At 46.2% G+C, this 26,000-nt stretch carries 16 protein-coding genes, 21 tRNA genes, 3 rRNA genes and 1 riboswitch; of the genes, 36 read left to right on the plus strand and 4 right to left on the minus strand.

Going from position 1 to position 26,000, the window contains the following annotated elements; genetic code table 11:
* Positions 1 to 116: 116 nt before the first annotated feature.
* From betB to NYE22_RS05495, 3 genes are all read left to right on the plus strand, one after another.
* The gene (gene betB, locus NYE22_RS05485) at positions 117 to 1,589 is read left to right on the plus strand and encodes a betaine-aldehyde dehydrogenase (RefSeq protein WP_003243430.1); all 1,473 of its coding nucleotides are present in this window, start codon (positions 117 to 119) and stop codon (positions 1,587 to 1,589) included.
* Positions 1,590 to 1,605: 16 nt separating this feature from the next.
* The gene (gbsB, locus tag NYE22_RS05490) at positions 1,606 to 2,814 is read left to right on the plus strand and encodes a choline dehydrogenase (RefSeq protein WP_014477776.1); all 1,209 of its coding nucleotides are present in this window, start codon (positions 1,606 to 1,608) and stop codon (positions 2,812 to 2,814) included.
* A gap of 87 nt (positions 2,815 to 2,901) precedes the next feature.
* On the plus strand, positions 2,902 to 3,480 hold the full coding sequence (locus NYE22_RS05495; RefSeq protein ID WP_014477775.1) for an MOSC domain-containing protein: 579 nt from the start codon (positions 2,902 to 2,904) through the stop codon (positions 3,478 to 3,480).
* 5 nt (positions 3,481 to 3,485) lie between these two features.
* Here NYE22_RS05495 and NYE22_RS05500 read toward each other — a convergent pair whose 3' ends face one another.
* On the minus strand, positions 3,486 to 3,974 hold the full coding sequence (locus NYE22_RS05500) for a DinB family protein (protein ID WP_003242867.1): 489 nt from the start codon (positions 3,972 to 3,974) through the stop codon (positions 3,486 to 3,488).
* A gap of 167 nt (positions 3,975 to 4,141) precedes the next feature.
* On the opposite strand from NYE22_RS05500, the gene NYE22_RS05505 reads away from it, so the two are divergent.
* The 3 genes from NYE22_RS05505 to NYE22_RS05515 are packed head-to-tail and all read left to right on the plus strand — an operon-like array spanning position 4,142 to position 6,755.
* Positions 4,142 to 4,666 (plus strand): NfeD family protein, encoded by a 525-nt coding sequence (locus tag NYE22_RS05505; protein WP_032727091.1) that lies wholly within the window; start codon positions 4,142 to 4,144, stop codon positions 4,664 to 4,666.
* A 20-nt stretch (positions 4,667 to 4,686) separates the two neighbouring features.
* Positions 4,687 to 6,216 carry a flotillin lipid rafts scaffold protein FloT gene (gene floT / locus NYE22_RS05510; RefSeq protein WP_003228960.1) on the plus strand — a complete coding sequence of 510 codons (1,530 nt, stop codon included), beginning with the start codon at positions 4,687 to 4,689 and terminating at the stop codon, positions 6,214 to 6,216.
* A gap of 17 nt (positions 6,217 to 6,233) precedes the next feature.
* A complete protein-coding gene (locus NYE22_RS05515) occupies positions 6,234 to 6,755 on the plus strand; it encodes a GNAT family N-acetyltransferase (RefSeq protein ID WP_038828481.1) in 522 nt (173 codons plus the stop codon).
* 38 nt (positions 6,756 to 6,793) lie between these two features.
* On the opposite strand, the gene thiT is transcribed toward NYE22_RS05515, so the two are convergent.
* Positions 6,794 to 7,372, minus strand: a complete 579-nt coding sequence (gene thiT / locus NYE22_RS05520) for an energy-coupled thiamine transporter ThiT (protein ID WP_163117262.1) — start codon at positions 7,370 to 7,372, stop codon at positions 6,794 to 6,796.
* Positions 7,373 to 7,471: 99 nt separating this feature from the next.
* A riboswitch (TPP riboswitch) is annotated at positions 7,472 to 7,573 on the minus strand.
* A 464-nt stretch (positions 7,574 to 8,037) separates the two neighbouring features.
* Here thiT and NYE22_RS05525 point away from each other — a divergent pair.
* The 29 genes from NYE22_RS05525 to glgP all read left to right on the plus strand — a co-directional run bounded on the left by NYE22_RS05525 (position 8,038) and on the right by glgP (position 23,019).
* A 16S ribosomal RNA gene (locus NYE22_RS05525) occupies positions 8,038 to 9,587 on the plus strand.
* A 170-nt stretch (positions 9,588 to 9,757) separates the two neighbouring features.
* Positions 9,758 to 12,685, plus strand: a 23S ribosomal RNA gene (locus tag NYE22_RS05530).
* A 132-nt stretch (positions 12,686 to 12,817) separates the two neighbouring features.
* Positions 12,818 to 12,933 (plus strand): 5S ribosomal RNA (gene rrf / locus NYE22_RS05535).
* The 16S, 23S and 5S rRNA genes sit together here with 21 tRNA genes alongside, the layout of an rRNA operon.
* A gap of 22 nt (positions 12,934 to 12,955) precedes the next feature.
* Positions 12,956 to 13,031, plus strand: a tRNA-Val gene (locus tag NYE22_RS05540).
* Between the two features lie 32 nt (positions 13,032 to 13,063).
* Positions 13,064 to 13,139 (plus strand) — tRNA-Thr (locus tag NYE22_RS05545).
* Positions 13,140 to 13,176: 37 nt separating this feature from the next.
* Positions 13,177 to 13,252 (plus strand) — tRNA-Lys (locus tag NYE22_RS05550).
* A 10-nt stretch (positions 13,253 to 13,262) separates the two neighbouring features.
* Positions 13,263 to 13,349: transfer RNA gene (locus NYE22_RS05555), tRNA-Leu, on the plus strand.
* 5 nt (positions 13,350 to 13,354) lie between these two features.
* A tRNA-Gly gene (locus tag NYE22_RS05560) sits at positions 13,355 to 13,429 on the plus strand.
* Between the two features lie 14 nt (positions 13,430 to 13,443).
* Positions 13,444 to 13,529 (plus strand) — tRNA-Leu (locus NYE22_RS05565).
* Positions 13,530 to 13,538: 9 nt separating this feature from the next.
* A tRNA-Arg gene (locus NYE22_RS05570) sits at positions 13,539 to 13,615 on the plus strand.
* 15 nt (positions 13,616 to 13,630) lie between these two features.
* Positions 13,631 to 13,707 (plus strand) — tRNA-Pro (locus tag NYE22_RS05575).
* Positions 13,708 to 13,712: 5 nt separating this feature from the next.
* A tRNA-Ala gene (locus NYE22_RS05580) sits at positions 13,713 to 13,785 on the plus strand.
* Between the two features lie 20 nt (positions 13,786 to 13,805).
* A tRNA-Met gene (locus tag NYE22_RS05585) sits at positions 13,806 to 13,882 on the plus strand.
* A 2-nt stretch (positions 13,883 to 13,884) separates the two neighbouring features.
* Positions 13,885 to 13,961 (plus strand) — tRNA-Ile (locus NYE22_RS05590).
* Between the two features lie 6 nt (positions 13,962 to 13,967).
* Positions 13,968 to 14,060 (plus strand) — tRNA-Ser (locus NYE22_RS05595).
* 17 nt (positions 14,061 to 14,077) lie between these two features.
* Positions 14,078 to 14,154: transfer RNA gene (locus NYE22_RS05600), tRNA-Met, on the plus strand.
* Positions 14,155 to 14,165: 11 nt separating this feature from the next.
* Positions 14,166 to 14,242: transfer RNA gene (locus NYE22_RS05605), tRNA-Asp, on the plus strand.
* 12 nt (positions 14,243 to 14,254) lie between these two features.
* A tRNA-Phe gene (locus NYE22_RS05610) sits at positions 14,255 to 14,330 on the plus strand.
* Between the two features lie 17 nt (positions 14,331 to 14,347).
* A tRNA-His gene (locus NYE22_RS05615) sits at positions 14,348 to 14,423 on the plus strand.
* A 10-nt stretch (positions 14,424 to 14,433) separates the two neighbouring features.
* Positions 14,434 to 14,507: transfer RNA gene (locus tag NYE22_RS05620), tRNA-Gly, on the plus strand.
* Between the two features lie 15 nt (positions 14,508 to 14,522).
* Positions 14,523 to 14,599, plus strand: a tRNA-Ile gene (locus tag NYE22_RS05625).
* A 10-nt stretch (positions 14,600 to 14,609) separates the two neighbouring features.
* A tRNA-Asn gene (locus tag NYE22_RS05630) sits at positions 14,610 to 14,684 on the plus strand.
* Between the two features lie 3 nt (positions 14,685 to 14,687).
* Positions 14,688 to 14,778, plus strand: a tRNA-Ser gene (locus tag NYE22_RS05635).
* 25 nt (positions 14,779 to 14,803) lie between these two features.
* Positions 14,804 to 14,875, plus strand: a tRNA-Glu gene (locus tag NYE22_RS05640).
* 232 nt (positions 14,876 to 15,107) lie between these two features.
* A complete protein-coding gene (glgB, locus tag NYE22_RS05645) occupies positions 15,108 to 16,991 on the plus strand; it encodes a 1,4-alpha-glucan branching enzyme (RefSeq protein ID WP_038829922.1) in 1,884 nt (627 codons plus the stop codon).
* Positions 16,988 to 18,130, plus strand: a complete 1,143-nt coding sequence (locus NYE22_RS05650) for a glucose-1-phosphate adenylyltransferase (RefSeq protein WP_038829923.1) — start codon at positions 16,988 to 16,990, stop codon at positions 18,128 to 18,130. Before glgB ends, NYE22_RS05650 begins: the two co-directional genes overlap by 4 nt.
* 23 nt (positions 18,131 to 18,153) lie before the next feature.
* Positions 18,154 to 19,185 (plus strand): glucose-1-phosphate adenylyltransferase subunit GlgD, encoded by a 1,032-nt coding sequence (gene glgD / locus NYE22_RS05655; RefSeq protein ID WP_080286227.1) that lies wholly within the window; start codon positions 18,154 to 18,156, stop codon positions 19,183 to 19,185.
* Positions 19,182 to 20,636 (plus strand): glycogen synthase GlgA, encoded by a 1,455-nt coding sequence (gene glgA, locus NYE22_RS05660; RefSeq protein WP_342412372.1) that lies wholly within the window; start codon positions 19,182 to 19,184, stop codon positions 20,634 to 20,636. The genes glgD and glgA overlap by 4 nt, the downstream gene beginning before the upstream one ends.
* Complete coding sequence (gene glgP, locus NYE22_RS05665) at positions 20,623 to 23,019, plus strand: glycogen phosphorylase GlgP (RefSeq protein ID WP_342412373.1); 2,397 nt, start codon at positions 20,623 to 20,625, stop codon at positions 23,017 to 23,019. Before glgA ends, glgP begins: the two co-directional genes overlap by 14 nt.
* Positions 23,020 to 23,049: 30 nt before the next feature.
* On the opposite strand, the gene NYE22_RS05670 is transcribed toward glgP, so the two are convergent.
* On the minus strand, positions 23,050 to 23,517 hold the full coding sequence (locus NYE22_RS05670) for a TspO/MBR family protein (RefSeq protein ID WP_342412374.1): 468 nt from the start codon (positions 23,515 to 23,517) through the stop codon (positions 23,050 to 23,052).
* Positions 23,518 to 23,596: 79 nt separating this feature from the next.
* Positions 23,597 to 24,670: a spore coat kinase CotI gene (gene cotI, locus NYE22_RS05675; RefSeq protein ID WP_342412375.1), complete on the minus strand. Its 1,074-nt coding sequence runs from the start codon at positions 24,668 to 24,670 to the stop codon at positions 23,597 to 23,599.
* A 189-nt stretch (positions 24,671 to 24,859) separates the two neighbouring features.
* On the opposite strand from cotI, the gene cotSA reads away from it, so the two are divergent.
* Complete coding sequence (cotSA, locus tag NYE22_RS05680) at positions 24,860 to 25,993, plus strand: spore coat protein CotSA (RefSeq protein WP_038829928.1); 1,134 nt, start codon at positions 24,860 to 24,862, stop codon at positions 25,991 to 25,993.
* Positions 25,994 to 26,000 lie beyond the last annotated feature (7 nt).

Raw genomic sequence — 26,000 nt, forward strand, 5'->3', positions numbered from 1 at the left:
TCAAAAAGAAAAATCAAAATGGGACTTTGACAGTTTAAAAACCATATGTTAGATTAAGGTTGTTAAAAACATTAAATTTTTATTTAACAAACTTTATTTACGTCAAGGAGGCTTATATGAGTCAAACATTATTCATTGACGGAGAATGGATCAGTGCCGAAAAAGAACAGATCCGCAGTATTATCAACCCATTTAATCAAGAAGAAATTGCAACTGTAAGCGAGGGAGGGCGAGAGGACGCCATCAAAGCAATCGCAGCCGCACGCAGAGCATTTGACAAAGGAGAATGGTCATCGCTATCCGGGCTAGAACGCGGAAAAATTGTTCTGAAAATTGCGGAATTAATCAGACGCGATCTTGAGGAGCTGGCTGAGCTTGAATCTCTTGATACAGGAAAAACACTCGAAGAAAGCAAGGCCGATATGGACGATATCGCCAATGTTTTTCAATATTACGCCGGCTTGGCAGACAAAGATGGCGGAGAGATCATTTCATCTCCGATTCCTGATTCAGAAAGCAAAATTATTAGGGAGCCAATCGGGGTTTGCGGCCAGATTACTCCATGGAATTATCCGCTCCTTCAAGCGAGCTGGAAAATCGCCCCTGCACTGGCTGCAGGAAACACAATCGTCATGAAGCCGAGTGAGATTACGCCGCTGACGACAATCAAAGTCTTTAAGCTGATGGAAGAAGCCGGTGTTCCAAAAGGTGTCGCAAATCTTGTTCTTGGACCGGGAGCCACAGTGGGCGACGAGCTTGCCGTAAACAAAGATGTCGATTTGATTTCATTTACGGGCGGAATTGAAACAGGCAAAAAAATCATGCGGGCGGCAAGCGGAAACGTCAAAAAAATCGCCCTTGAACTTGGCGGGAAAAACCCAAATATTGTTTTCAAGGACGCGGATTTAGAAGTTGCGGTTGATCAGGCCTTAAACGCTGTATTTTTCCACGCCGGCCAAGTATGCTCTGCAGGTTCCCGCTTGCTTGTTGAGGATGCCATTCATGATCAATTTTTGGCGGAGCTGGTCAAACGGGCAAAACGCATAAAACTCGGAAACGGTTTTCATGCTGAGACAGAAAGCGGTCCGCTTATTTCGGCGGAGCACAGGGCAAAGGTAGAAAAATATGTTGAGATCGGAATAGAGGAAGGCGCGAAGCTGGAGACAGGAGGCAAACGCCCGGAAGATCCTGAGCTTCAAAACGGCTTTTTCTATGAACCTACTATTTTCTCAAACTGTAATTCTGACATGAGAATCGTTCAGGAAGAGGTTTTCGGTCCTGTATTGACAGTCGAAACCTTCAGCTCTGAAGAAGAGGTAATCGAGCTTGCGAATGATACCATCTATGGCTTGGCTGGAGCGGTATGGTCAAAAGACATTGAAAAGTGCGAACGGGTAGCAGCCCGCTTGAGAATGGGAACCGTTTGGATCAACGATTTTCATCCGTACTTTGCACAAGCGCCATGGGGCGGATATAAGCAATCCGGGTTCGGACGCGAGCTTGGAAAAATAGGCCTTGAAGAATACACAGAAGTCAAACATGTATACCGCAATACAAAACCGGCAGCGGTTAACTGGTTTAATTCATAAGAGGGGGAGATTGATGATGACATTAAATATGAAGGTAGAAAGCATGCAGAAATTCCACACATTTGAAATTCCGACTGTGATTAAGCATGGAATCGGAGCCATCAAGCATACGGGTGAGGAAGTAGCTGCTCTGGGCGTTTCAAAAGCGCTCCTTGTCACAGACCCAGGGATTTATAAAGCCGGTGTTGCTGATCCTGTAATCGAATCACTTAAAGAAGCAGGCATTGAAGTGGTGCTCTTTCATAAAGTTGAGCCAAACCCGCCTGTCCGTCTGGTGAATGAAGGATCTGAGCTTTACAAAAAAGAGAACTGTAATGGTTTGGTGGCAGTCGGAGGCGGAAGCTCCATGGATACAGCAAAAGCAATCGGAGTAGAAGCAACTCACGAAGGAAGCGTGCTTGATTATGAAGCGGCAGATGGGAAAAAACCGCTGGAAAACCGCATTCCTCCGCTGACGACAATTCCCACTACAGCTGGAACAGGATCAGAAGTAACCCAATGGGCGGTTATCACAGATGAAGAAAGAGAATTCAAATTCAACACGGGCGGTCCGCTGATTGCAGCACACTTGACCATCATTGATCCTGAGCTTCATGTTTCAATGCCTCCGCATGTGACAGCTATGACGGGAATTGATGCTCTCGCCCATGCCATTGAGTGCTATACAATGAAATTTGCACAGCCAATCACGGATGCGGTTGCCTTAATGGCGATTGAGTATGCCGCTCATTACATTAAGAGGGCATTTGCTGACGGAGAGGATCTGGAAGCAAGGTACGGAATGGCGCAGGCTGCGATGCTTGCCGGTCTTTCTTACGGAAGTGAATCAGCGGGCGCGGCTCATGCGATGAGCCAAACGCTTGGCGGTATTATCCCAGTCGCTCATGGCCAATGTGTAGCGGCGATGATGGGCCCTGTCATGGAATACAACTGGAAGGGCTATCCTGAGAAGTTTGCGCGTATTGCGAAAGCGTTCGGTATTGATACAAGCAAGATGACAACAGAAGAAGCTGCGAAAGCATCTGTCAATTGGATGTATGATCTGGTCGAAGATTTAGAAGTGCCGACTTTAGAAGAGCAGGGAGTATCACCTGATATGATCGAACGCTTGTCTAAAGAAGCTATGAAAGATCCGCAAACCTTCGGAAACCCTAGAGATTTAAATGAAAAAGCATACAACTGGATCTACAAGCGCTGCTTTAACCTTACGCCTAAAACGGTATAATCAAAATCCCGCTCCTTTACAGAGCGGGATTTTTTGGGATAATGAAGCATAGGTGGAAATTTAAGATAAGAAAGAAGGTGCCAGCTGATGTGGAAGCGTATGACTGCAAAAGCGGAAGGCTTATATATCGCAGATACAGAAAGCTTCGTAACAAAGCAAATGGACAAGCTTGATTTTGATTATGGCGGCATCCCTGGCGACTTGCATTTTGGCCTGACCAAAAAAGCGGGAGCCAGAGAACCAATGTTTTCAAGAGGGACTGAAATTTTCAACCGCAGACAAATTTCAATTGTTTCAATAGAGGAATGCAACGAAATCGCTTTAAAAATGGGAGTGCCGAGGATTTTGCCGGAATGGCTCGGGGCGAATGTGGCAGTCAGCGGTATGCCAGATCTTACTTCATTAAAAGAAGGAAGCCGGATTATTTTTCCGAGCGGAGCGGCTCTGCTGTGTGAGGGCGAAAATGATCCGTGTATCCAGCCGGGAGAAGTCATTCAGTCTTATTATCCGGACCAACCGAAGCTGGCGCCGGCTTTCGTCCGCCACGCACTGGGCATTAGAGGGATTGTCTGTATTGTGGAAAGACCTGGTGCTGTTTACACAGGTGATGAAATAGAAGTTCATTCCTATCAGCGAAAAGTCAAACGAAAAGCAGAAAGGGTCTGATGAAATCAGGCCCTTTCTATCTTTTCTTTAATTTCTTTCATTTGGCTGAGGTGCCGTTTTTCATGATGGCCGATAAAATCGATCCACTGTCTGACAGTCAGCTCTTGAAACACAGGATGCGGAAGCACTCTTTCAAAATCTTCTTCTTTCAGAGAGGCAATCGCAGCAGTCAGCTGCTCTCTTACCACATCAAGCTCACGTTTCATTTGGCTGCCTGAAATAAAATCATGCGCAGGCTCAAGATGACTCGGGGCTTTCCGTTTATTATTTCTGTCCTGTGCTACCTCAAGCGGTTTTTCTTCAATTTCTTTAATCGGAGCGTCCTTTACACGTTCCTTCAACATTTTTTGTGCGGTCATATCGATTTTTTTCAAATGGTCAAGAACTTCCCGTATGCTCCATTCTTCAGCAGAAGGCTTTTGGTTCAGCTTTTCGTCAGAAAGTCCTTTCAATTCGTTCCACGTTTCTAATCTGGCTTCATTAAAGATACTCATCATATCTCCTCCTAAAATGACATTACCATATATATAAGCAATTATCATTTATAAAGCACTTCAAATGGGTTATTTGTCTTAAAATTTTGAAACCTTTCCCGTGGTGTCTCGTATAAATGGTAACGGCGGCCGTTCATCAATGCATTGATGAAGAAAGGATGAGGAAATTGGAGTTATTTGGAGTACCTATACAAACAATTTATCTTTATACGCTTATTATTGCGGGCAGCCTTACGCTATTATTCCTGTTTTTCGGAGATGTATTTGCAGGACTGTCAGAAGGCATTCCGTTTCTTAATCCGACATTAGTGCTCTCATTTTTCACATGTTTTTCAGCGGGCGGATATATAGGTGAACTTGTATTGCCTCTGTCAAGCTTGCTGATTGCGCTTTTATCTTGCATCCTTTCGATCATGCTGGTGGTATTGCTTCACATCTTTGTACTGGTACCATTATCATCTGCAGAAGAATCATTGGCATATAGAGAAGATGATCTCAGAGGAAGACTCGGTAAAGTGATTACAGCTGTGCCGGTTGACGGGTTTGGTGAAGTGGTCATAGAAGGGATAGGCGGGACCATTTCAAAGTCAGCGGTCAGTTTTGATAATCAGCAGATCAGTTACGGGACAACGGTGTTAGTCGTAGATATTAACAACGGAGTTCTTTCGGTTACTCCGCATGAACCCATTTAATATACAAGGAGGAATTTGATATGACAATGCCGATTATAATGATCATCGGAGTTGTATTCTTTTTATTAATTGCACTAATAGCTGTGTTTATTACGAAGTATCGTACAGCAGGGCCTGATGAAGCGTTAATTGTAACGGGGAGCTATCTGGGCAATAAAAATGTTCATGTCGATGAAGGCGGCAACCGTATTAAAATCGTCCGCGGCGGAGGAACCTTTGTCCTTCCCGTCTTCCAGCAGGCAGAGCCGCTAAGCCTATTATCAAGCAAACTCGATGTTTCGACACCTGAAGTCTATACAGAACAAGGAGTGCCAGTAATGGCCGATGGAACTGCGATTATTAAAATCGGCGGTTCTATAGGAGAAATCGCTACAGCAGCCGAACAATTTTTAGGGAAATCAAAAGACGACCGTGAGCAGGAAGCGCGGGAGGTTTTAGAAGGCCACCTTCGTTCCATTCTCGGCTCAATGACAGTAGAAGAAATCTATAAAAACAGAGAAAAATTCTCTCAAGAGGTGCAGCGTGTCGCTTCACAGGATCTCGCGAAAATGGGGCTTGTAATCGTCTCGTTTACCATTAAAGATGTTCGTGATAAAAACGGTTATCTTGAATCATTAGGGAAACCGAGAATTGCCCAAGTAAAACGCGATGCTGATATCGCAACAGCAGAGGCTGATAAAGAAACCCGAATTAAGCGGGCAGAAGCCGATAAAGACGCAAAAAAATCAGAACTTGAACGGGCGACGGAAATCGCTGAAGCTGAAAAAATCAATCAGCTCAAAATGGCTGAATTCCGCAGAGAACAAGATACGGCAAAAGCGAATGCCGACCAAGCATATGATTTAGAGACTGCCAGAGCGCGCCAGCAAGTCACAGAGCAGGAAATGCAGGTTAAAATTATCGAACGCCAAAAACAAATAGAACTAGAAGAAAAAGAAATTCTTCGCCGTGAACGTCAATACGACTCAGAGGTAAAGAAAAAAGCCGATGCAGACCGTTATTCTGTTGAGCAGTCCGCAGCAGCTGAGAAAGCCAAACAGCTCGCGGAAGCCGATGCCAAGAAGTACAGTATAGAAGCAATGGCAAAGGCTGAGGCGGAAAAAGTAAGAATTGACGGGCTAGCAAAAGCAGAAGCTGAAAAAGCGAAAGGAGAGACAGAGGCAGAGGTTATCCGCCTGAAAGGTCTTGCAGAAGCGGAAGCAAAAGAGAAAATTGCGGCTGCTTTTGAACAGTACGGGCAGGCGGCGATTTTCGATATGATTGTCAAAATGCTTCCGGAATACGCGAAACAAGCAGCGGCACCTCTTTCAAATATTGATAAAATCACCGTTGTCGATACAGGAGGAAGCGGTGAATCAAGCGGAGCAAACAAAGTAACCAGCTATGCGACGAACTTAATGTCAAGTTTGCAAGAAAGTTTAAAAGCATCCTCAGGAATTGATGTAAAAGAAATGCTTGAGAACTTTTCAGGAAAAGGAAACGTAAAACAAAGCATTAATGAATTAACAAATGAAATCAAAGAAGCCAAAACGATCCAAAAATCAGAGTAAGGAAAGGGCAGAACCGTATGGTAACTGTACGTGAAGCGAAGTTAGAGGATATAAAGGACATTGCAAAAGTGCATGTAGACAGCTGGAGGACAACATACCACGAAACTATCCCGATTGATTATTTAAACAGCCTGAACTATAAGGAATTTGAAGACAAATGGAAAAGTCGCTCGTTAAAAGGAGTATTTGTTGCTCAGGACGAAATGGGTTCAGTATTCGGCTTTGCTTCATTTGGACCTATTCGCTCTGAACAAGAAGGCTATGACGGCGAGTTATACGCTATTTATCTTCTGGAAGAGCGCCAGCGGCAAGGTGCAGGCAGGGCGCTCTTAGCAAAAGGAGCGGAGTATTTGCTTCAACATGGCTTTTCAAGTATGTTTGTTTGGGTTATTGAGCAGAATCCCTCGATTATATTTTATCAGGCCTATTCACCTGAAAGAGTAGCGGAGGACAACTTTGAAATTGCCGGAGTAAGGTTGAAAGAAGTAGGTCTTGGCTGGCCGGATCTTTCAGCTTTAAAAACACTTCTTAACAGATAACGAACAATCCCCCAGCGGAATTCGCTGGGGGATTGCTTTTACGCTTTGTCACTTTTAAGCAGACGGGGTGCTGTCAAAAATAATAAACATAGGACAATTGCACAAATAATGAATGAAGGTACCATGTAAGTCGCATTATAAGTTAAAGAATAAATCCATACCGGTGTTCCTTTTGGAGCAAAGCTGCCGAAAAACACAGCTCCTGAAATGACATGCGCGGCATAGCGCAGCAAACTGCCGATAAAAACTGCGCTGACCACTGAAACAATCAATTTCCCTTTTGTTTTTGATACAGCGGCTTTACGGACTGAAGAAGCGAAACAGCCGCTTATGCCGATTGCTGCGAAAGCGACAATGTAATCTAACAATAGCTGTACAGGATGTTGAGCAAACAAGTTTCCGATTGCTATTTGTACTAGACCTGTCAACAAACCTGTAGTAAGACCTGCTTTGACACCCCAGCGAAACGAAATTAAAAAGATCGGAATCATCATGATGGAGACCGAGCCTCCTTGAGGCATGCTAAGAAACATTCCTGAGACAATGTCTAAAATAACGGCTGCCGCTGTCATAATGGCAATTTCAATAAGGCGAACCAGTTGCTTAGATTGATTCATATCTATCTCCTTCCATTGACAGACAACCAAAAGGACAACAAAAAAGCAGCACGCGGAAGGATGAGAAAAGTTCCACGCACTGCTTTACGATCTGCAATTCATTTGACTTTGCCACATCCCTACGCCAGCGTTAACTAACAGGTTCAAAGGGTCAGAACGAAACCGCTCACTCTCAGCTTTAATGCTCCCCTTGTGGTCATCAGTATTTAGTTCGTTTCTACTATACAAGAAAACGAAAAAAACAACAAGATCACATGACTGATGTATATGTTCTTTTAAGAAAGTTATATGATACACACGCTTTAGAAATCATGGCGAGGATTATAGTTTATTTGTTTTATAGATTTTTTTAAAAAACTATTGCAATAAATAAATAGAGGTGTTATATTATTAAACGTCGCTGATGCACAGCGGACACAAACTAGATGCTTCAAAACAACTTGAAAAAAGTTGTTGACAAAAAAGAAGCTGAATGTTATATTAGTAAAGGTGCTTCATTGAGAAGTAACGAAATGATCTTTGAAAACTAAACAAGACAAAACGTACCTGTTAATTCATTTTTATAAATCGCACAGCGATGTGCGTAGTCAGTCAAACTAGGGCCTGCACGACGCAGGTCACACAGGTGTCGCCGCAGGAAGCGGTGAACTTAACCTGTGATCCATTTATCGGAGAGTTTGATCCTGGCTCAGGACGAACGCTGGCGGCGTGCCTAATACATGCAAGTCGAGCGGACAGATGGGAGCTTGCTCCCTGATGTTAGCGGCGGACGGGTGAGTAACACGTGGGTAACCTGCCTGTAAGACTGGGATAACTCCGGGAAACCGGGGCTAATACCGGATGGTTGTTTGAACCGCATGGTTCAAACATAAAAGGTGGCTTCGGCTACCACTTACAGATGGACCCGCGGCGCATTAGCTAGTTGGTGAGGTAACGGCTCACCAAGGCAACGATGCGTAGCCGACCTGAGAGGGTGATCGGCCACACTGGGACTGAGACACGGCCCAGACTCCTACGGGAGGCAGCAGTAGGGAATCTTCCGCAATGGACGAAAGTCTGACGGAGCAACGCCGCGTGAGTGATGAAGGTTTTCGGATCGTAAAGCTCTGTTGTTAGGGAAGAACAAGTACCGTTCGAATAGGGCGGTACCTTGACGGTACCTAACCAGAAAGCCACGGCTAACTACGTGCCAGCAGCCGCGGTAATACGTAGGTGGCAAGCGTTGTCCGGAATTATTGGGCGTAAAGGGCTCGCAGGCGGTTTCTTAAGTCTGATGTGAAAGCCCCCGGCTCAACCGGGGAGGGTCATTGGAAACTGGGGAACTTGAGTGCAGAAGAGGAGAGTGGAATTCCACGTGTAGCGGTGAAATGCGTAGAGATGTGGAGGAACACCAGTGGCGAAGGCGACTCTCTGGTCTGTAACTGACGCTGAGGAGCGAAAGCGTGGGGAGCGAACAGGATTAGATACCCTGGTAGTCCACGCCGTAAACGATGAGTGCTAAGTGTTAGGGGGTTTCCGCCCCTTAGTGCTGCAGCTAACGCATTAAGCACTCCGCCTGGGGAGTACGGTCGCAAGACTGAAACTCAAAGGAATTGACGGGGGCCCGCACAAGCGGTGGAGCATGTGGTTTAATTCGAAGCAACGCGAAGAACCTTACCAGGTCTTGACATCCTCTGACAATCCTAGAGATAGGACGTCCCCTTCGGGGGCAGAGTGACAGGTGGTGCATGGTTGTCGTCAGCTCGTGTCGTGAGATGTTGGGTTAAGTCCCGCAACGAGCGCAACCCTTGATCTTAGTTGCCAGCATTCAGTTGGGCACTCTAAGGTGACTGCCGGTGACAAACCGGAGGAAGGTGGGGATGACGTCAAATCATCATGCCCCTTATGACCTGGGCTACACACGTGCTACAATGGACAGAACAAAGGGCAGCGAAACCGCGAGGTTAAGCCAATCCCACAAATCTGTTCTCAGTTCGGATCGCAGTCTGCAACTCGACTGCGTGAAGCTGGAATCGCTAGTAATCGCGGATCAGCATGCCGCGGTGAATACGTTCCCGGGCCTTGTACACACCGCCCGTCACACCACGAGAGTTTGTAACACCCGAAGTCGGTGAGGTAACCTTTTAGGAGCCAGCCGCCGAAGGTGGGACAGATGATTGGGGTGAAGTCGTAACAAGGTAGCCGTATCGGAAGGTGCGGCTGGATCACCTCCTTTCTAAGGATATTATACGGAATATAAGACCTTGGGTCTTATAAACAGAACGTTCCCTGTCTTGTTTAGTTTTGAAGGATCATTCCTTCGAAACGTGTTCTTTGAAAACTAGATAACAGTAGACATCACATTCAATTAGTAATACAAGATATCACATAGTGATTCTTTTTAACGGTTAAGTTAGAAAGGGCGCACGGTGGATGCCTTGGCACTAGGAGCCGATGAAGGACGGGACGAACACCGATATGCTTCGGGGAGCTGTAAGCAAGCTTTGATCCGGAGATTTCCGAATGGGGAAACCCACCACTCGTAATGGAGTGGTATCCATATCTGAATTCATAGGATATGAGAAGGCAGACCCGGGGAACTGAAACATCTAAGTACCCGGAGGAAGAGAAAGCAAATGCGATTCCCTGAGTAGCGGCGAGCGAAACGGGATTAGCCCAAACCAAGAGGCTTGCCTCTTGGGGTTGTAGGACACTCTGTACGGAGTTACAAAAGAACGAGGTAGATGAAGAGGTCTGGAAAGGCCCGCCATAGGAGGTAACAGCCCTGTAGTCAAAACTTCGTTCTCTCCTGAGTGGATCCTGAGTACGGCGGAACACGTGAAATTCCGTCGGAATCCGGGAGGACCATCTCCCAAGGCTAAATACTCCCTAGTGACCGATAGTGAACCAGTACCGTGAGGGAAAGGTGAAAAGCACCCCGGAAGGGGAGTGAAAGAGATCCTGAAACCGTGTGCCTACAAGTAGTCAGAGCCCGTTAACGGGTGATGGCGTGCCTTTTGTAGAATGAACCGGCGAGTTACGATCCCGTGCAAGGTTAAGCAGAAGATGCGGAGCCGCAGCGAAAGCGAGTCTGAATAGGGCGCATGAGTACGTGGTCGTAGACCCGAAACCAGGTGATCTACCCATGTCCAGGGTGAAGTTCAGGTAACACTGAATGGAGGCCCGAACCCACGCACGTTGAAAAGTGCGGGGATGAGGTGTGGGTAGGGGTGAAATGCCAATCGAACCTGGAGATAGCTGGTTCTCTCCGAAATAGCTTTAGGGCTAGCCTCAAGGTAAGAGTCTTGGAGGTAGAGCACTGATTGGACTAGGGGCCCCTACCGGGTTACCGAATTCAGTCAAACTCCGAATGCCAATGACTTATCCTTGGGAGTCAGACTGCGAGTGATAAGATCCGTAGTCGAAAGGGAAACAGCCCAGACCGCCAGCTAAGGTCCCAAAGTATACGTTAAGTGGAAAAGGATGTGGAGTTGCTTAGACAACCAGGATGTTGGCTTAGAAGCAGCCACCATTTAAAGAGTGCGTAATAGCTCACTGGTCGAGTGACTCTGCGCCGAAAATGTACCGGGGCTAAACGTATCACCGAAGCTGCGGACTGTTCTTCGAACAGTGGTAGGAGAGCGTTCTAAGGGCTGTGAAGCCAGACCGGAAGGACTGGTGGAGCGCTTAGAAGTGAGAATGCCGGTATGAGTAGCGAAAGAGGGGTGAGAATCCCCTCCACCGAATGCCTAAGGTTTCCTGAGGAAGGCTCGTCCGCTCAGGGTTAGTCGGGACCTAAGCCGAGGCCGAAAGGCGTAGGCGATGGACAACAGGTTGATATTCCTGTACCACCTCCTCACCATTTGAGCAATGGGGGGACGCAGGAGGATAGGGTAAGCGCGGTATTGGATATCCGCGTCCAAGCAGTTAGGCTGGGAAATAGGCAAATCCGTTTCCCATAAGGCTGAGCTGTGATGGCGAGCGAAATATAGTAGCGAAGTTCCTGATTCCACACTGCCAAGAAAAGCCTCTAGCGAGGTGAGAGGTGCCCGTACCGCAAACCGACACAGGTAGGCGAGGAGAGAATCCTAAGGTGATCGAGAGAACTCTCGTTAAGGAACTCGGCAAAATGACCCCGTAACTTCGGGAGAAGGGGTGCTCTGTTAGGGTGCAAGCCCGAGAGAGCCGCAGTGAATAGGCCCAGGCGACTGTTTAGCAAAAACACAGGTCTCTGCGAAGCCGTAAGGCGAAGTATAGGGGCTGACGCCTGCCCGGTGCTGGAAGGTTAAGAGGAGCGCTTAGCGTAAGCGAAGGTGCGAATTGAAGCCCCAGTAAACGGCGGCCGTAACTATAACGGTCCTAAGGTAGCGAAATTCCTTGTCGGGTAAGTTCCGACCCGCACGAAAGGCGCAACGATCTGGGCACTGTCTCAACGAGAGACTCGGTGAAATTATAGTACCTGTGAAGATGCAGGTTACCCGCGACAGGACGGAAAGACCCCGTGGAGCTTTACTGCAGCCTGATATTGAATGTTGGTACAGCTTGTACAGGATAGGTAGGAGCCTTGGAAACCGGAGCGCCAGCTTCGGTGGAGGCATCGGTGGGATACTACCCTGGCTGTATTGACCTTCTAACCCGCCGCCCTTATCGGGCGGGGAGACAGTGTCAGGTGGGCAGTTTGACTGGGGCGGTCGCCTCCTAAAAGGTAACGGAGGCGCCCAAAGGTTCCCTCAGAATGGTTGGAAATCATTCGCAGAGTGTAAAGGCACAAGGGAGCTTGACTGCGAGACCTACAAGTCGAGCAGGGACGAAAGTCGGGCTTAGTGATCCGGTGGTTCCGCATGGAAGGGCCATCGCTCAACGGATAAAAGCTACCCCGGGGATAACAGGCTTATCTCCCCCAAGAGTCCACATCGACGGGGAGGTTTGGCACCTCGATGTCGGCTCATCGCATCCTGGGGCTGTAGTCGGTCCCAAGGGTTGGGCTGTTCGCCCATTAAAGCGGTACGCGAGCTGGGTTCAGAACGTCGTGAGACAGTTCGGTCCCTATCCGTCGCGGGCGCAGGAAATTTGAGAGGAGCTGTCCTTAGTACGAGAGGACCGGGATGGACGCACCGCTGGTGTACCAGTTGTTCTGCCAAGGGCATCGCTGGGTAGCTATGTGCGGACGGGATAAGTGCTGAAAGCATCTAAGCATGAAGCCCCCCTCAAGATGAGATTTCCCATTCCGCAAGGAAGTAAGATCCCTGAAAGATGATCAGGTTGATAGGTCTGAGGTGGAAGTGTGGCGACACATGGAGCTGACAGATACTAATCGATCGAGGACTTAACCATATTTTTGAATGATGTCACACCTGTTATCTAGTTTTGAGAGAACACTCTCTAAAGGCGGAAGGTAAGGAAACTCCGCTAAGGGCTCTCACATCCTGTGAGAAACGCCCAGTACCTTCATCCTGAAGGCATTTGTTTGGTGGCGATAGCGAAGAGGTCACACCCGTTCCCATACCGAACACGGAAGTTAAGCTCTTCAGCGCCGATGGTAGTCGGGGGTTTCCCCCTGTGAGAGTAGGACGCCGCCAAGCAATTGCACGTTAGTGCAAGTATGGAGGATTAGCTCAGCTGGGAGAGCATCTGCCTTACAAGCAGAGGGTCGGCGGTTCGAGCCCGTCATCCTCCACCATTTTTCATTATACATATCGGTTTTACATATATGCCGGTGTAGCTCAATTGGTAGAGCAACTGACTTGTAATCAGTAGGTTGGGGGTTCAAGTCCTCTTGCCGGCACCACTTTTATATGATATAATATTCAAGTCTCTTGTAAGAAGAGCCATTAGCTCAGTTGGTAGAGCATCTGACTTTTAATCAGAGGGTCGAAGGTTCGAGTCCTTCATGGCTCACCATTTACATGTTGCGGATGTGGCGGAATTGGCAGACGCGCTAGAATCAGGCTCTAGTGTCTTTACAGACGTGGGGGTTCAAGTCCCTTCATCCGCACCATTTCTGCGGAAGTAGTTCAGTGGTAGAACACCACCTTGCCAAGGTGGGGGTCGCGGGTTCGAATCCCGTCTTCCGCTCCAACTATACCATCCACGCCGGGGTGGTGGAATTGGCAGACACACAGGACTTAAAATCCTGCGGTAGGTGACTACCGTGCCGGTTCAAGTCCGGCCCTCGGCATTAAGTTTTGCGCCCGTAGCTCAATTGGATAGAGCGTTTGACTACGGATCAAAAGGTTAGGGGTTCGACTCCTCTCGGGCGCGCCATGATCTATATGAAATCGGGAAGTAGCTCAGCTTGGTAGAGCACATGGTTTGGGACCATGGGGTCGCAGGTTCGAATCCTGTCTTCCCGACCATTCTTGGGGCCTTAGCTCAGCTGGGAGAGCGCCTGCTTTGCACGCAGGAGGTCAGCGGTTCGATCCCGCTAGGCTCCACTTGGTTTCAAAAAATATTTGGCGGTGTAGCTCAGCTGGCTAGAGCGTACGGTTCATACCCGTGAGGTCGGGGGTTCGATCCCCTCCGCCGCTACCAATGGACCTTTAGCTCAGTTGGTTAGAGCAGACGGCTCATAACCGTCCGGTCGTAGGTTCGAGTCCTACAAGGTCCACCACTATACGGAGGAATACCCAAGTCTGGCTGAAGGGATCGGTCTTGAAAACCGACAGGGGTGTCAAAGCCCGCGGGGGTTCGAATCCCTCTTCCTCCGCCATACATATTCCTAATCATCGCGGGGTGGAGCAGTTCGGTAGCTCGTCGGGCTCATAACCCGAAGGTCGCAGGTTCAAATCCTGCCCCCGCAACCAAATTTTAAAATGGTCCGGTAGTTCAGTTGGTTAGAATGCCTGCCTGTCACGCAGGAGGTCGCGGGTTCGAGTCCCGTCCGGACCGCCATTTAAATACTTAGGCTCGGTAGCTCAGTTGGTAGAGCAACGGACTGAAAATCCGTGTGTCGGCGGTTCGATTCCGTCCCGAGCCACCATTTATCAATATATTTTGGCGGTTGTGGCGAAGTGGTTAACGCACCAGATTGTGGCTCTGGCATTCGTGGGTTCGATTCCCATCAATCGCCCCAAATAAAAATTGCGGGTGTAGTTTAGTGGTAAAACCTCAGCCTTCCAAGCTGATGTCGTGGGTTCGATTCCCATCACCCGCTCCATTTCTATGTCGTCATGGGCCTGTAGCTCAGCTGGTTAGAGCGCACGCCTGATAAGCGTGAGGTCGATGGTTCGAGTCCATTCAGGCCCACCATGACTTTTGTTCCACAGTAGCTCAGTGGTAGAGCTATCGGCTGTTAACCGATCGGTCGCAGGTTCGAATCCTGCCTGTGGAGCCAAATGGAGAAGTACTCAAGTGGCTGAAGAGGCGCCCCTGCTAAGGGTGTAGGTCGTGTAAGCGGCGCGAGGGTTCAAATCCCTCCTTCTCCGCCATATGATTACAGATATCATAATTATCGGCCCGTTGGTCAAGCGGTTAAGACACCCCCCTTTCACGGCGGTAACACGGGTTCGAATCCCGTACGGGTCATTCAGAAGCCTTGCATATCCTGCAAGGTTTTTTTGTTTTTATAAATCATGATATGTCTTAGATTTTGTTCTTTATTTTAAAAACAGACTACAAAAATCTCCATATATTTCGTTTTTCTTCAGAAAATGAAGTTAATTGTCTATAAGTATAAGCGCTTTCAGGAAAGGGCTTTTTTTTATTTCTTCGAATAAATACTATAAATGAAAACTATGATGTCAGAAAGGATGATTACATGGCCGCTGCCAGCCCGACAGCACATGATGTTTATCTTTTTCACGAAGGCAGTCTGTTTAAAAGCTATCAGCTGTTTGGCTCGCATTACCGCGAGCTGAATGGCAAAAGCGGATATGAATTCTGTGTGTGGGCGCCTCATGCGTCGGAAGTACGAGTGGCTGGAGATTTTAACAGCTGGTCTGGAGAAGAGCATGTGATGCACAGAGTGAATGATAATGGCATTTGGACGTTATTTATTCCAGGTATAGGAGAAAAGGAACGATATAAATATGAAATCGTGACGAATAACGGTGAGATCAGGCTGAAGGCAGATCCATACGCTATTTATTCAGAAGTCAGACCAAACACAGCGTCACTTACTTACGATTTGGAAGGGTACAGCTGGCAAGATCAAAAATGGCAAAAGAAACAGAAGGCTAAGACGCTGTATGAAAAACCTGTTTTCATTTATGAACTGCATCTTGGGTCTTGGAAGAAGCATTCTGATGGCAGGCATTATTCCTATAAAGAATTAAGTCAGACGCTTATCCCTTATATCAAGGAGCATGGGTTTACCCATATTGAACTGCTTCCGGTGTATGAGCATCCATATGATCGTTCATGGGGGTACCAAGGAACGGGGTATTACAGCCCGACAAGCAGGTTTGGCCCGCCGCATGATCTGATGAAGTTTGTTGATGAATGTCATCAACAAAATATCGGAGTCATTTTGGATTGGGTCCCCGGACATTTTTGTAAAGATGCACATGGCCTTTATATGTTTGATGGAGAACCGCTTTATGAATACAAAGAAGAACGTGATCGGGAGAACTGGTTATGGGGTACGGCAAACTTTGACCTGGGGAAACCGGAAGTTCATAGTTTTTTAATTTCGAATGCGTTGTACTGGGCGGAATTCTATCATATAGATGGATTTAGGGTTGATGCAGTGGCTAATATCCTGTATTGGCCAAATCAGGATGAACGCCACACGAATCCATATGCTGTTGATTTTTTAAAAAAACTCAATCAAACCATGAGAGAGGCATATCCACATGTGATGATGATTGCGGAAGATTCTACAGAATGGCCTCAAGTGACAGGTGCCGTTGAGGAAGGGGGGCTTGGTTTTCATTATAAATGGAATATGGGATGGATGAATGACGTACTGAAATACATGGAGACGCCGCCCGAAGAAAGGCGGCATTGTCATCAGCTTATCTCTTTTTCATTACTATATGCGTTTAGTGAACATTTTGTATTGCCGTTTTCTCATGATGAAGTCGTATACGGAAAAAAATCACTTCTCAATAAAATGCCTGGCGACTACTGGCAGAAATTTGCCCAGTATCGGCTTTTGCTGGGCTATATGACAGTGCATCCCGGAAAGAAATTGATCTTTATGGGATCAGAGTTTGCCCAATTTGATGAATGGAAAGATACAGAACAGCTTGATTGGTTTTTGGACTCCTTCCCCATGCATCAGAAAGCCAGCGTTTTTACGCAAGATCTTCTCCGCTTTTACCAAAAAAGCAAAATCCTTTATGAGCATGACCATCGTGCACAATCGTTTGAATGGATTGATGTCCATAATGACGAACAATCAATCTTTTCTTTTATTCGTTATGGCAAAAAGCACGGTGAGGCGCTTGTCATCATTTGTAATTTTACACCCGTGGTCTATCATCAATATGATGTTGGAGTTCCTTTTTTTACTCAATACATTGAAGTGCTTAACAGTGACAGTGAAACATATGGAGGCTCAGGGCAAATCAACAAAAAGCCGTTATCGGCTAAAAAGGGAGCACTTCATCATAAACCGTGTTATATCACGATGACCATCCCCCCTTACGGCATCTCGATTTTACGGGCGGTTAAAAAAAGAGGAGAGATAAAAAGATGAAAAAACAATGTGTAGCCATGCTCCTTGCCGGCGGGAAGGGCAGCCGTCTCAGCGGATTAACAAAAAATATGGCCAAACCGGCTGTATCTTTCGGGGGAAAATACAGGATTATTGATTTTACCCTAAGCAACTGTTCTAATTCAGGCATAGACACAGTCGGGATTTTAACGCAATATCAGCCGCTTGAGCTGAATTCCTATATTGGGATCGGCAGTGCATGGGATCTGGATAGATATAATGGCGGCGTGACGGTTTTACCTCCTTATGCCGAGTCATCAGAAGTCAAATGGTATAAAGGGACGGCAAGCGCCATTTATGAAAATCTCAATTATTTGAATCAGTATGATCCTGAGTATGTACTGATTTTATCAGGAGATCACATATACAAAATGGACTACGGCAAAATGCTTGATTATCACATTGAAAAGAAAGCAGATGTGACCATCTCTGTCATCGAAGTGGGCTGGGAGGAAGCAAGCCGGTTCGGCATCATGAAGGCCAATCCAGATGGGACGATCACACATTTTGATGAAAAGCCCAAATTCCCTAAGAGCAATCTTGCCTCAATGGGAATTTATATATTCAATTGGCCGCTTTTGAAACAGTATCTTGAGATGGACGATCAAAACCCTTATTCTAGCCACGACTTCGGCAAAGACATTATTCCTCTGCTTTTGGAAGAGAAAAAGAAGCTTTCTGCTTATCCGTTCAAGGGATATTGGAAGGATGTCGGAACGGTGCAGAGCTTGTGGGAAGCCAATATGGATTTGTTAAAAGAGGACTCGGAGCTGAAGCTGTTTGAACGCAAATGGAAAATTTACTCCGTCAATCCAAATCAACCTCCGCAATTTATTTCATCTGATGCGCAGGTTCACGATTCGCTTGTGAACGAAGGTTGTGTTGTATATGGAAATGTGTCTCACTCCGTTCTTTTTCAAGGTGTGACTGTTGGAAAGCATACGACTGTTACATCATCCGTCATAATGCCGGATGTGACGATTGGGGAGCATGTAGTCATTGAAAATGCCATTGTTCCTAATGGGATGGTGCTGCCGGATGGCGCAGTGATTCGCTCCGAAAAAGACATTGAAGAGGTGCTGCTCGTTTCAGAGGAATTTGTAGAAAAAGAATTGATTTAATTACTGAAGAGGGGGCAGAGTCAGTGTTCAATAATCAAATGTTAGGTGTTATAGATGAAACCACATATAAGCATTCTCTTCAGGATTTAACAGCACAGCGGTCGCTCGGGGCGATCCCTTTTGCCGGCAGGTACCGACTGATTGATTTTATGCTTTCCAACATGGTGAATGCGGATATTAGGAGTGTTGCAATTTTTCCGAAGTATCGTTACCGTTCGCTCATGGATCACCTTGGGGCGGGTAAGGAATGGGATTTGCACCGGAAAAAGGACGGCCTCTTTTTTTTCCCGTCTCCCCATCTTCATCACGAATACGATGAATTCGGTTCCTTTCGCCAGTTTTCGGACCATCTAGATTACTTCCACAGAAGCACTCAGCAATATGCTGTTATCTCCAACAGCCATACCGTATGCAACATTCAATTTCAATATGTGCTGAAACGCCACCAGGAGGTTGGCTGCGACGTCACCGAGGTATTTCAGGACGGCCAGTCGCTGCAAATCTATATCATGTCAACAACGCTTTTAAAGGATCTGATCTACGGACATAGCGAAAAAGGCTATAAAACCATTCAGGAGGCTGTTGAAAAGGAATCTTCCGCCTTGACCATTTGCCCTTATGAATATTCAGGTTATGCCGCAGTTATTGATTCGGTGGAAAAATATTATACCCACAGTATGGAACTCATTCAGCCCCGTTTTTGGCAGCAGGTGTTTTTGCCGCAGCAGCCTATCTACACAAAAGTGAAGGATGAACCGCCGACGAAATACGGAAAACACAGCACTGTCAAAAATTCTTTGGTGGCAAACGGCTGTGTGCTTGAAGGAGAGGTTGAAAACTGCATTTTGTTCAGGGCGGTCCATGTCGGAAAGGGGACGAAGCTGAAAAACTGCATTATTATGCAAAAAACGCAGATTGGCGAGGATTGCCTTCTTGAGCAGGTCATTTCTGATAAGGACGTTAAAATCGGCAAGGCGACGGAAGCTGCTGGAACAGCTGACCAGCCGCTTGTATTAAGAAAAGGTTTGGTGCAAGGAGAGCTGATGAATTCTTGAAGATATTATTTGCTGTGTCTGAATGCACCCCATTTGTTAAATCAGGAGGTCTTGCCGATGTAGCAGGCGCTCTTCCGAAGGCGCTTGCGCGATTAGGCAATGAAGTATATGTGATGCTGCCGAAGTACAGCCAAATACCTGAGCCGTGGAAAAAGCGTATGAAGAAAAAGGCTGAGTGCACCGTAGCTGTCGGCTGGCGTCAGCAATATTGCGGAATTGAACATATGGACGAAGATGATGTGAATTATTACTTCATCGACAATGAGTACTATTTCAACAGGGATTCGTTGTACGGGCATTATGATGACGGTGAGCGGTTTGCCTTTTTTTCAAGAGCTGTGCTGGAGGCTGCCAAAGTTGTGAATGTTCCAGCCGATATTGTTCATACTCACGATTGGCATACAGCGATGGTCAATTATTTGCTGAAAGAGGAGTACAGAAAACATCCTTTTTATGAACGTATGAAAAGCGTGCTCACGATCCACAACCTGCAGTTTCAAGGCATATTTCCTCCTGATGTCACACATGACTTGCTGGGTCTTGAGATGGATCATTTTCATTATGAAAGGTTAGAATGCAACGGATTTGTTAATTTTATGAAGGCGGGCATCATTGCGGCTGATCATGTGACAACTGTGAGCCCCACTTACAGAAATGAAATATTGACGCCGTATTATGGTGAGCAATTGGAACAGGTTTTGCAATATAGGGAAAATGATGTAACCGGCATATTAAATGGCATTGATGATACGTTCTATCAGCCGAAAAGCGATCCTTATATAGAGGCGCAATACGATTCAGGGGATCTTGCATGCAAGTTGGAAAACAAAACGAAGCTTCAGCGGCGGATGGGGCTTCCAGAGAAAAACGATATTCCGCTGATCAGTATGGTGACAAGGCTCACTAAACAAAAGGGGCTTGATCTTGTCCGCAGAATTATGCACGAACTTCTTGAGGAGCAAGACATACAGCTGGTTGTGCTGGGCACAGGAGAACGTGAATTTGAAGATTATTTCCGGTATGCAGAATTTGCTTATCATGAGAAGTGCCGGGCTTATATCGGGTTTGATGAGCCGCTAGCCCATCAAATTTATGCGGGCTCTGATATGTTTTTGATGCCGTCTAAATTTGAGCCGTGCGGTTTGGGGCAGCTCATTGCTCTTCAATATGGCGCCATTCCGATTGTCAGGGAAACGGGCGGTCTTTACGACACTGTCCGTGCCTATCAGGAGGAAGAGGGAACGGGCAATGGCTTTACGTTTTCCGCCTTTAATGCGCATGATCTGAAATTTACGATAGAAAGGGCACTGTCGTTTTATCGCCAACAGGATGTATGGAAGAGCATCGTGAAGACCGCTATGAATGCAGATTACAGCTGGGGGAAGTCGGCTAAAGAGTATCAGCGTATTTTCGAGCAGGTGACAAGGAGTGGACAGGATGTTCTCGAGTAAAGAACGCTTTGCAGACTTATTTTTAAAGCGTCTGGAAATGACGTGCGGAAAAAGCTTTAAAGATTCTGCCAAGCTGGATCAATATAAAACGTTGGGCAATATGGTCAGAGAGTATATCAGCGCTGATTGGATCGAAACAAATGAAAAAAGCAGATCAAATTCCGGGAAGCAGACATATTATTTATCAATCGAATTTCTGCTCGGTCAGCTCCTTGAGCAAAACTTAATGAATCTTGGTGTTCGTGATGTTGTAGAAGCTGGTTTAAAAGAAATCGGCATCAATTTAGAGGAAATCCTTCAGATAGAGAACGATGCAGGTCTCGGCAACGGCGGGCTTGGCCGCTTGGCCGCTTGCTTTTTAGATTCTCTTGCTTCGTTGAACCTGCCGGGGCACGGGATGGGCATACGTTATAAGCATGGTTTGTTTGAGCAAAAAATTGTAGACGGGCATCAGGTGGAGCTGCCTGAGCAATGGCTGAAAAACGGGAACGTATGGGAAGTAAGGAATGCGGATCAAGCAGTGGACGTGCCGTTTTGGGGCGAAGTCCATATGACAGAAAAAAGCGGGCGCCTGCATTTTCGCCACGAACAAGCGACAATTGTTACCGCTGTTCCTTATGATATACCGATCATCGGCTATGAAACGGGCACTGTCAACACGTTAAGGCTTTGGAACGCCGAGCCCTATGCGCATTATCACGGCGGTAATATTTTGTCTTATAAGCGAGAAACAGAAGCGGTTTCTGAATTCTTATATCCCGATGACACCCATGATGAGGGGAAAATTTTACGGCTGAAGCAGCAGTATTTTTTAGTATGCGCAAGCTTAAAAAGCATTGTGAACAATTACCGTAAAACACATAAATCTTTATCCGGCCTGCATAAAAAAGTGAGCATTCATATTAATGACACTCACCCTGCGCTTGCGGTGCCTGAGCTGATGCGGATTTTGCTCGATGAAGAGAACATGAGCTGGGAAGAAGCTTGGCATATCACTGTACATACGATTTCTTATACAAATCATACAACATTGTCAGAAGCGCTCGAGAAATGGCCGATTCATTTGTTTAAGCCGCTGCTCCCGCGAATGTACATGATTATTGAAGAGATCAATGAGAGGTTTTGCCGCGCAGTTTGGGAAAAGTATCCGGGAGACTGGAAAAGGATAGAGAACATGGCGATTACAGCGCATGGTGTTGTCAAAATGGCTCATCTGGCCATAGTAGGCAGCTACAGTGTAAATGGCGTTGCAAAAATACATTCCGATATATTAAAGGAAAGGGAGATGCGCGACTTTCACTTGCTGTTTCCGAATCGTTTTAACAATAAGACGAATGGAATTGCCCACAGGCGCTGGCTGTTAAAAGCGAATCCAGGCTTGTCTGCCATCATTACAGAGGCGATCGGCGATGAATGGGTCAAACAGCCGGAATCACTGATCCGTTTAGAACCGTACGCCACTGATCCTGCATTTATTGAACAGTTTCAAAACAACAAAATCAAGAAAAAACAAGAGCTTGCCGATTTGATTTTTTGCACGGCCGGGGTGGTTGTGCACCCTGAGAGCATATTCGACGTACAGGTGAAACGGCTTCATGCATATAAACGGCAGCTGCTGAATGTTCTTCACATTATGTATTTGTATAACCGCCTCAAGGAGGATTCGGGGTTTTCAATCTACCCGCAAACCTTTATTTTCGGGGCAAAGGCTTCACCAAGCTATTATTATGCCAAGAAAATCATTAAGCTGATCCATTCTGTCGCAGAAAAAGTCAATTATGATCCGGCGGTCAAACAGCTGATCAAAGTTGTTTTTTTAGAAAATTATAGAGTTTCTATGGCTGAGCGAATTTTTCCGGCATCAGACGTAAGTGAGCAAATTTCAACCGCAAGCAAGGAAGCGTCTGGTACAGGGAATATGAAGTTTATGATGAACGGGGCTTTGACGATCGGCACGCATGACGGAGCAAATATCGAGATCCTTGAGCGGGTGGGCCCTGACTGTATTTACACGTTCGGCTTAAAGGCGGATGAGGTTCTATCGTATCAGGAAAACGGCGGCTATAGATCGAGGGAATATTATCAGCATGACAGAAGAATCAGGCAGGTAGCGGATCAGCTGATCAATGGTTTTTTTGAAGGAGAAGCAGATGAATTTGAATCGATCTTTGACTCGCTGCTTCCGCATAATGATGAGTATTTTGTGCTGAAGGATTTCAGCTCATATGCAGATGCGCAGGAGCGAATTCAAGCTGATTATCGAGAGCGAAGGAAATGGTCTGAGCGTTCGATTGTAAACATTGCTCATTCAGGATATTTCTCCAGCGACCGCACGATCCGGGAATATGCGAAGGACATTTGGGGCATCAAGCCGATGATGTGAAAAAGCTGCTGTATAAGCGGCTTTTTTTGTTCACAGATTCATTGAATTGATTGTAAAGGATAAGAACGTCGCAAATGCACTCCATAAAAAATAAGGCAAAAGAAGATAGCTTGCGGCTCTGCTGTATTTTTTGGCAATGATCAGTAATACGATTGCTGTGATGGCGACAAGCAGGCAGTCAAGCGATGCAGCCAGCAGATTTTTTTGCGTAAACTGAAAATAGCTGAAGGCTTGATTGAGCACGTAATTTATCAAAAGTGTAAACCAAAAGCTTTTCGCACCTTTAAATGAAAACGCAGCATATACAATGGCTGCTGAAAGGGAAATCAGGGCAAACAGGATGGCCCAAATGATGCCGATCGCAGTTCCGCTTGGCGTCCAGTCCGGTTTTTTCAATGAATTGTACCATTCTTGGTCCACAGGAAACAGGTAGCCCGCGGCTGAAAACAGCGCATATGTAATCATAAAAACGGCTAAAGCGCCGACAATCTTTTTCATATTTGCAACCTCCGCATGTATTTATTTACCCTTTATCTTATAAAGATCAAACCCCCGATATGCGGGGGAAATGATGGGGTTAAATCAGCTGCTGCAATGCGTTTGATTTAATGCGTTCATATTCAAAAGCTGATTCTAATTCTTCCTTCGGTAAAGCAGACTTGCGGACGTATTTTTCGCGAATGACATCGTAAAGCTCATAAGGAAACAGCATATCTATAAACATGACTTGTTTTTGTTCTTCAGTTAATGGGGCTCTGGATTCGTATGCGTTCAGCATGACATGAAATGTCTCGTCATCCCAAACACCCGTCGTATCCAAAAGCGGAATAATCATTTTGCGCAAATCGCGAATAGGCAGATCAAATGATACGGTATCTAAGTCGATGACCCAAATCTGTTCATTTTCTCCTAAGAGTGTATTCCCGGTTCCGTAATCCTGGTGGCAAAGGTTAGGGCTTTTTTTCAGCTGTTCAGTCCATGGAACATAGGTCGATTGCAAAAGCCGGTCTTTGATGCGCAGCCCGTCTTCAATAAAGCCATCTATCTCCTGAAGATAAAGCTGTGAGAAAGGATCTTCTTTTTCCGCCTCCGCCATCAGCTTCCACGTTTCCATCTGTTTGCATCGTTTCGTGTAGTGATTCGGCCAGCGACCTAATTTGGTAAATATGGGAACACCATTTGGCGGCTGATATCCGACGGAAGCTGTATGAAAATCAGCAAGGCCTTTCATGATAAACTCCAAGTCCTGCTTTACAGTCAGCTCAAACGGTCTTCCTTCGATCCAGTCATATACGACAAATAGAAATGAGCCGTGCTTAGAATATAGGCTACCTTTTTTGTTTGGGAGTATGCCAGGAACATTCATGCCTTTTTTTGCTAAATAGTCCTGCGCGAAAATGGAAAACAACGCTTTCTTTTCTGGCCTGTGTATTCGTTTTAGACAAACCGCGCCGGAGTCTGTGTGGACCTTCCAGACAAGCGCCATCTGGTTTCCCTGAATGACGTCTATTTTTTCAGCCTGCACATCCCATCCTTGAAGCACATTTTCAGCCAGCTCCGTTAATTTTTTTGCATCTTCTGCTGATAAAGGAAGCTCTGATAAATTCCCCTCCTCAATGACTTCATGGTTTTCTGCCATTAAAGGACACATCCTTACCTGTTTTACTCCTACCTTATGAATCAAAAGGAAAAAATGATTGAGTTATTTGACTATATTTAATAGATGAATCTGGTTGTTTACCCGTTTTGTTTTTAGGGCAGTCCCATTCCGCACAAGTTGGTTGTTCAGCCGTATCATGATTCTAACTAGTTAAAAATCATGCAGGAATGGAGGCTATGTATGAAAATAGCACTGATCGCCACAGAGAAGCTTCCTGTCCCATCGGTTCGAGGAGGCGCCATTCAAATCTACCTCGAAGCGGTTGCCCCTTTAATTGCAAAAAAACATGAGGTGACTGTGTTTTCTATTAAAGATCCGAATCTCGCTGATAGAGAGAAGGTAGACGGTGTCCATTATGTGCATTTGGATGAAGACCGTTATGAAGAAGCCGTTGGAGCAGAGCTGAAAAAGAGCCGTTTTGATCTTGTGCATGTTTGTAATCGCCCAAGCTGGGTTCCGAAATTGAAGAAACAGGCGCCGGATGCTGTTTTTATTTTAAGCGTTCACAATGAAATGTTCGCTTACGATAAAATCAGCCAGGCGGAAGGCGAGATTTGCATCGACTCCGTAGCGCAGATTGTTACGGTCAGCGATTATATCGGACAGACGATCACAAGCCGTTTTCCGTCAGCACGATCAAAAACAAAAACGGTGTATTCCGGTGTGGATTTAAAAACGTACCACCCTCGCTGGACGAATGAAGGGCAGCGAGCTCGCGAAGAGATGCGAAGCGAGCTGGGGCTTCACGGCAAAAAAATCGTCTTGTTTGTCGGCCGGCTTAGCAAAGTCAAAGGCCCGCACATATTATTGCAGGCTTTGCCGGACATCATTGAGGAGCACCCCGATGTCATGATGGTGTTTATCGGGTCAAAATGGTTCGGAGATAATGAATTAAATAACTATGTCAAACATCTTCATACCCTTGGTGCGATGCAAAAGGATCATGTCACATTTATTCAATTTGTGAAGCCAAAGGACATTCCGCGCCTTTATACCATGTCAGATGTATTTGTATGCTCTTCGCAATGGCAGGAGCCTTTAGCAAGGGTGCATTATGAAGCGATGGCTGCAGGACTGCCTATCATTACAAGCAATCGGGGAGGCAATCCAGAGGTCATAGAGGAAGGGAAAAACGGCTACATCATTCATGACTTTGAAAATCCTAAACAATATGCCGAACGCATCAATGATTTGCTGAGCAGCTCTGAAAAGCGGGAACGGCTTGGGAAATACAGCCGCCGCGAGGCAGAAAACAAATTTGGCTGGCAGAGGGTGGCTGAAAATCTGCTCAGCGTCTATGAAAAGAACAGATAGAAGGGGT

The sequence above is a fragment of the Bacillus sp. FSL K6-1560 genome, assembly GCF_038592935.1.
In the GTDB taxonomy this organism is placed as follows: Bacteria; Bacillota; Bacilli; order Bacillales; family Bacillaceae; genus Bacillus; species Bacillus subtilis.

Coding starts and splice junctions, on each gene's coding strand:
- glgB (WP_038829922.1), top strand. CDS start 15,108: ATGGCCGCTGCCAGCCCGACAGCACATGATGTTTATCTTTTTCACGAA.
- thiT (WP_163117262.1), bottom strand. CDS start 7,372: ATGAATCAATCTAAGCAACTGGTTCGCCTTATTGAAATTGCCATTATG.
- NYE22_RS05495 (WP_014477775.1), top strand. CDS start 2,902: ATGTGGAAGCGTATGACTGCAAAAGCGGAAGGCTTATATATCGCAGAT.
- cotI (WP_342412375.1), bottom strand. CDS start 24,670: ATGTGTCCTTTAATGGCAGAAAACCATGAAGTCATTGAGGAGGGGAAT.
- NYE22_RS05670 (WP_342412374.1), bottom strand. CDS start 23,517: ATGAAAAAGATTGTCGGCGCTTTAGCCGTTTTTATGATTACATATGCG.
- NYE22_RS05500 (WP_003242867.1), bottom strand. CDS start 3,974: ATGAGTATCTTTAATGAAGCCAGATTAGAAACGTGGAACGAATTGAAA.
- NYE22_RS05650 (WP_038829923.1), top strand. CDS start 16,988: ATGAAAAAACAATGTGTAGCCATGCTCCTTGCCGGCGGGAAGGGCAGC.
- NYE22_RS05515 (WP_038828481.1), top strand. CDS start 6,234: ATGGTAACTGTACGTGAAGCGAAGTTAGAGGATATAAAGGACATTGCA.
- cotSA (WP_038829928.1), top strand. CDS start 24,860: ATGAAAATAGCACTGATCGCCACAGAGAAGCTTCCTGTCCCATCGGTT.
- gbsB (WP_014477776.1), top strand. CDS start 1,606: ATGACATTAAATATGAAGGTAGAAAGCATGCAGAAATTCCACACATTT.
- betB (WP_003243430.1), top strand. CDS start 117: ATGAGTCAAACATTATTCATTGACGGAGAATGGATCAGTGCCGAAAAA.
- floT (WP_003228960.1), top strand. CDS start 4,687: ATGACAATGCCGATTATAATGATCATCGGAGTTGTATTCTTTTTATTA.
- glgP (WP_342412373.1), top strand. CDS start 20,623: ATGTTCTCGAGTAAAGAACGCTTTGCAGACTTATTTTTAAAGCGTCTG.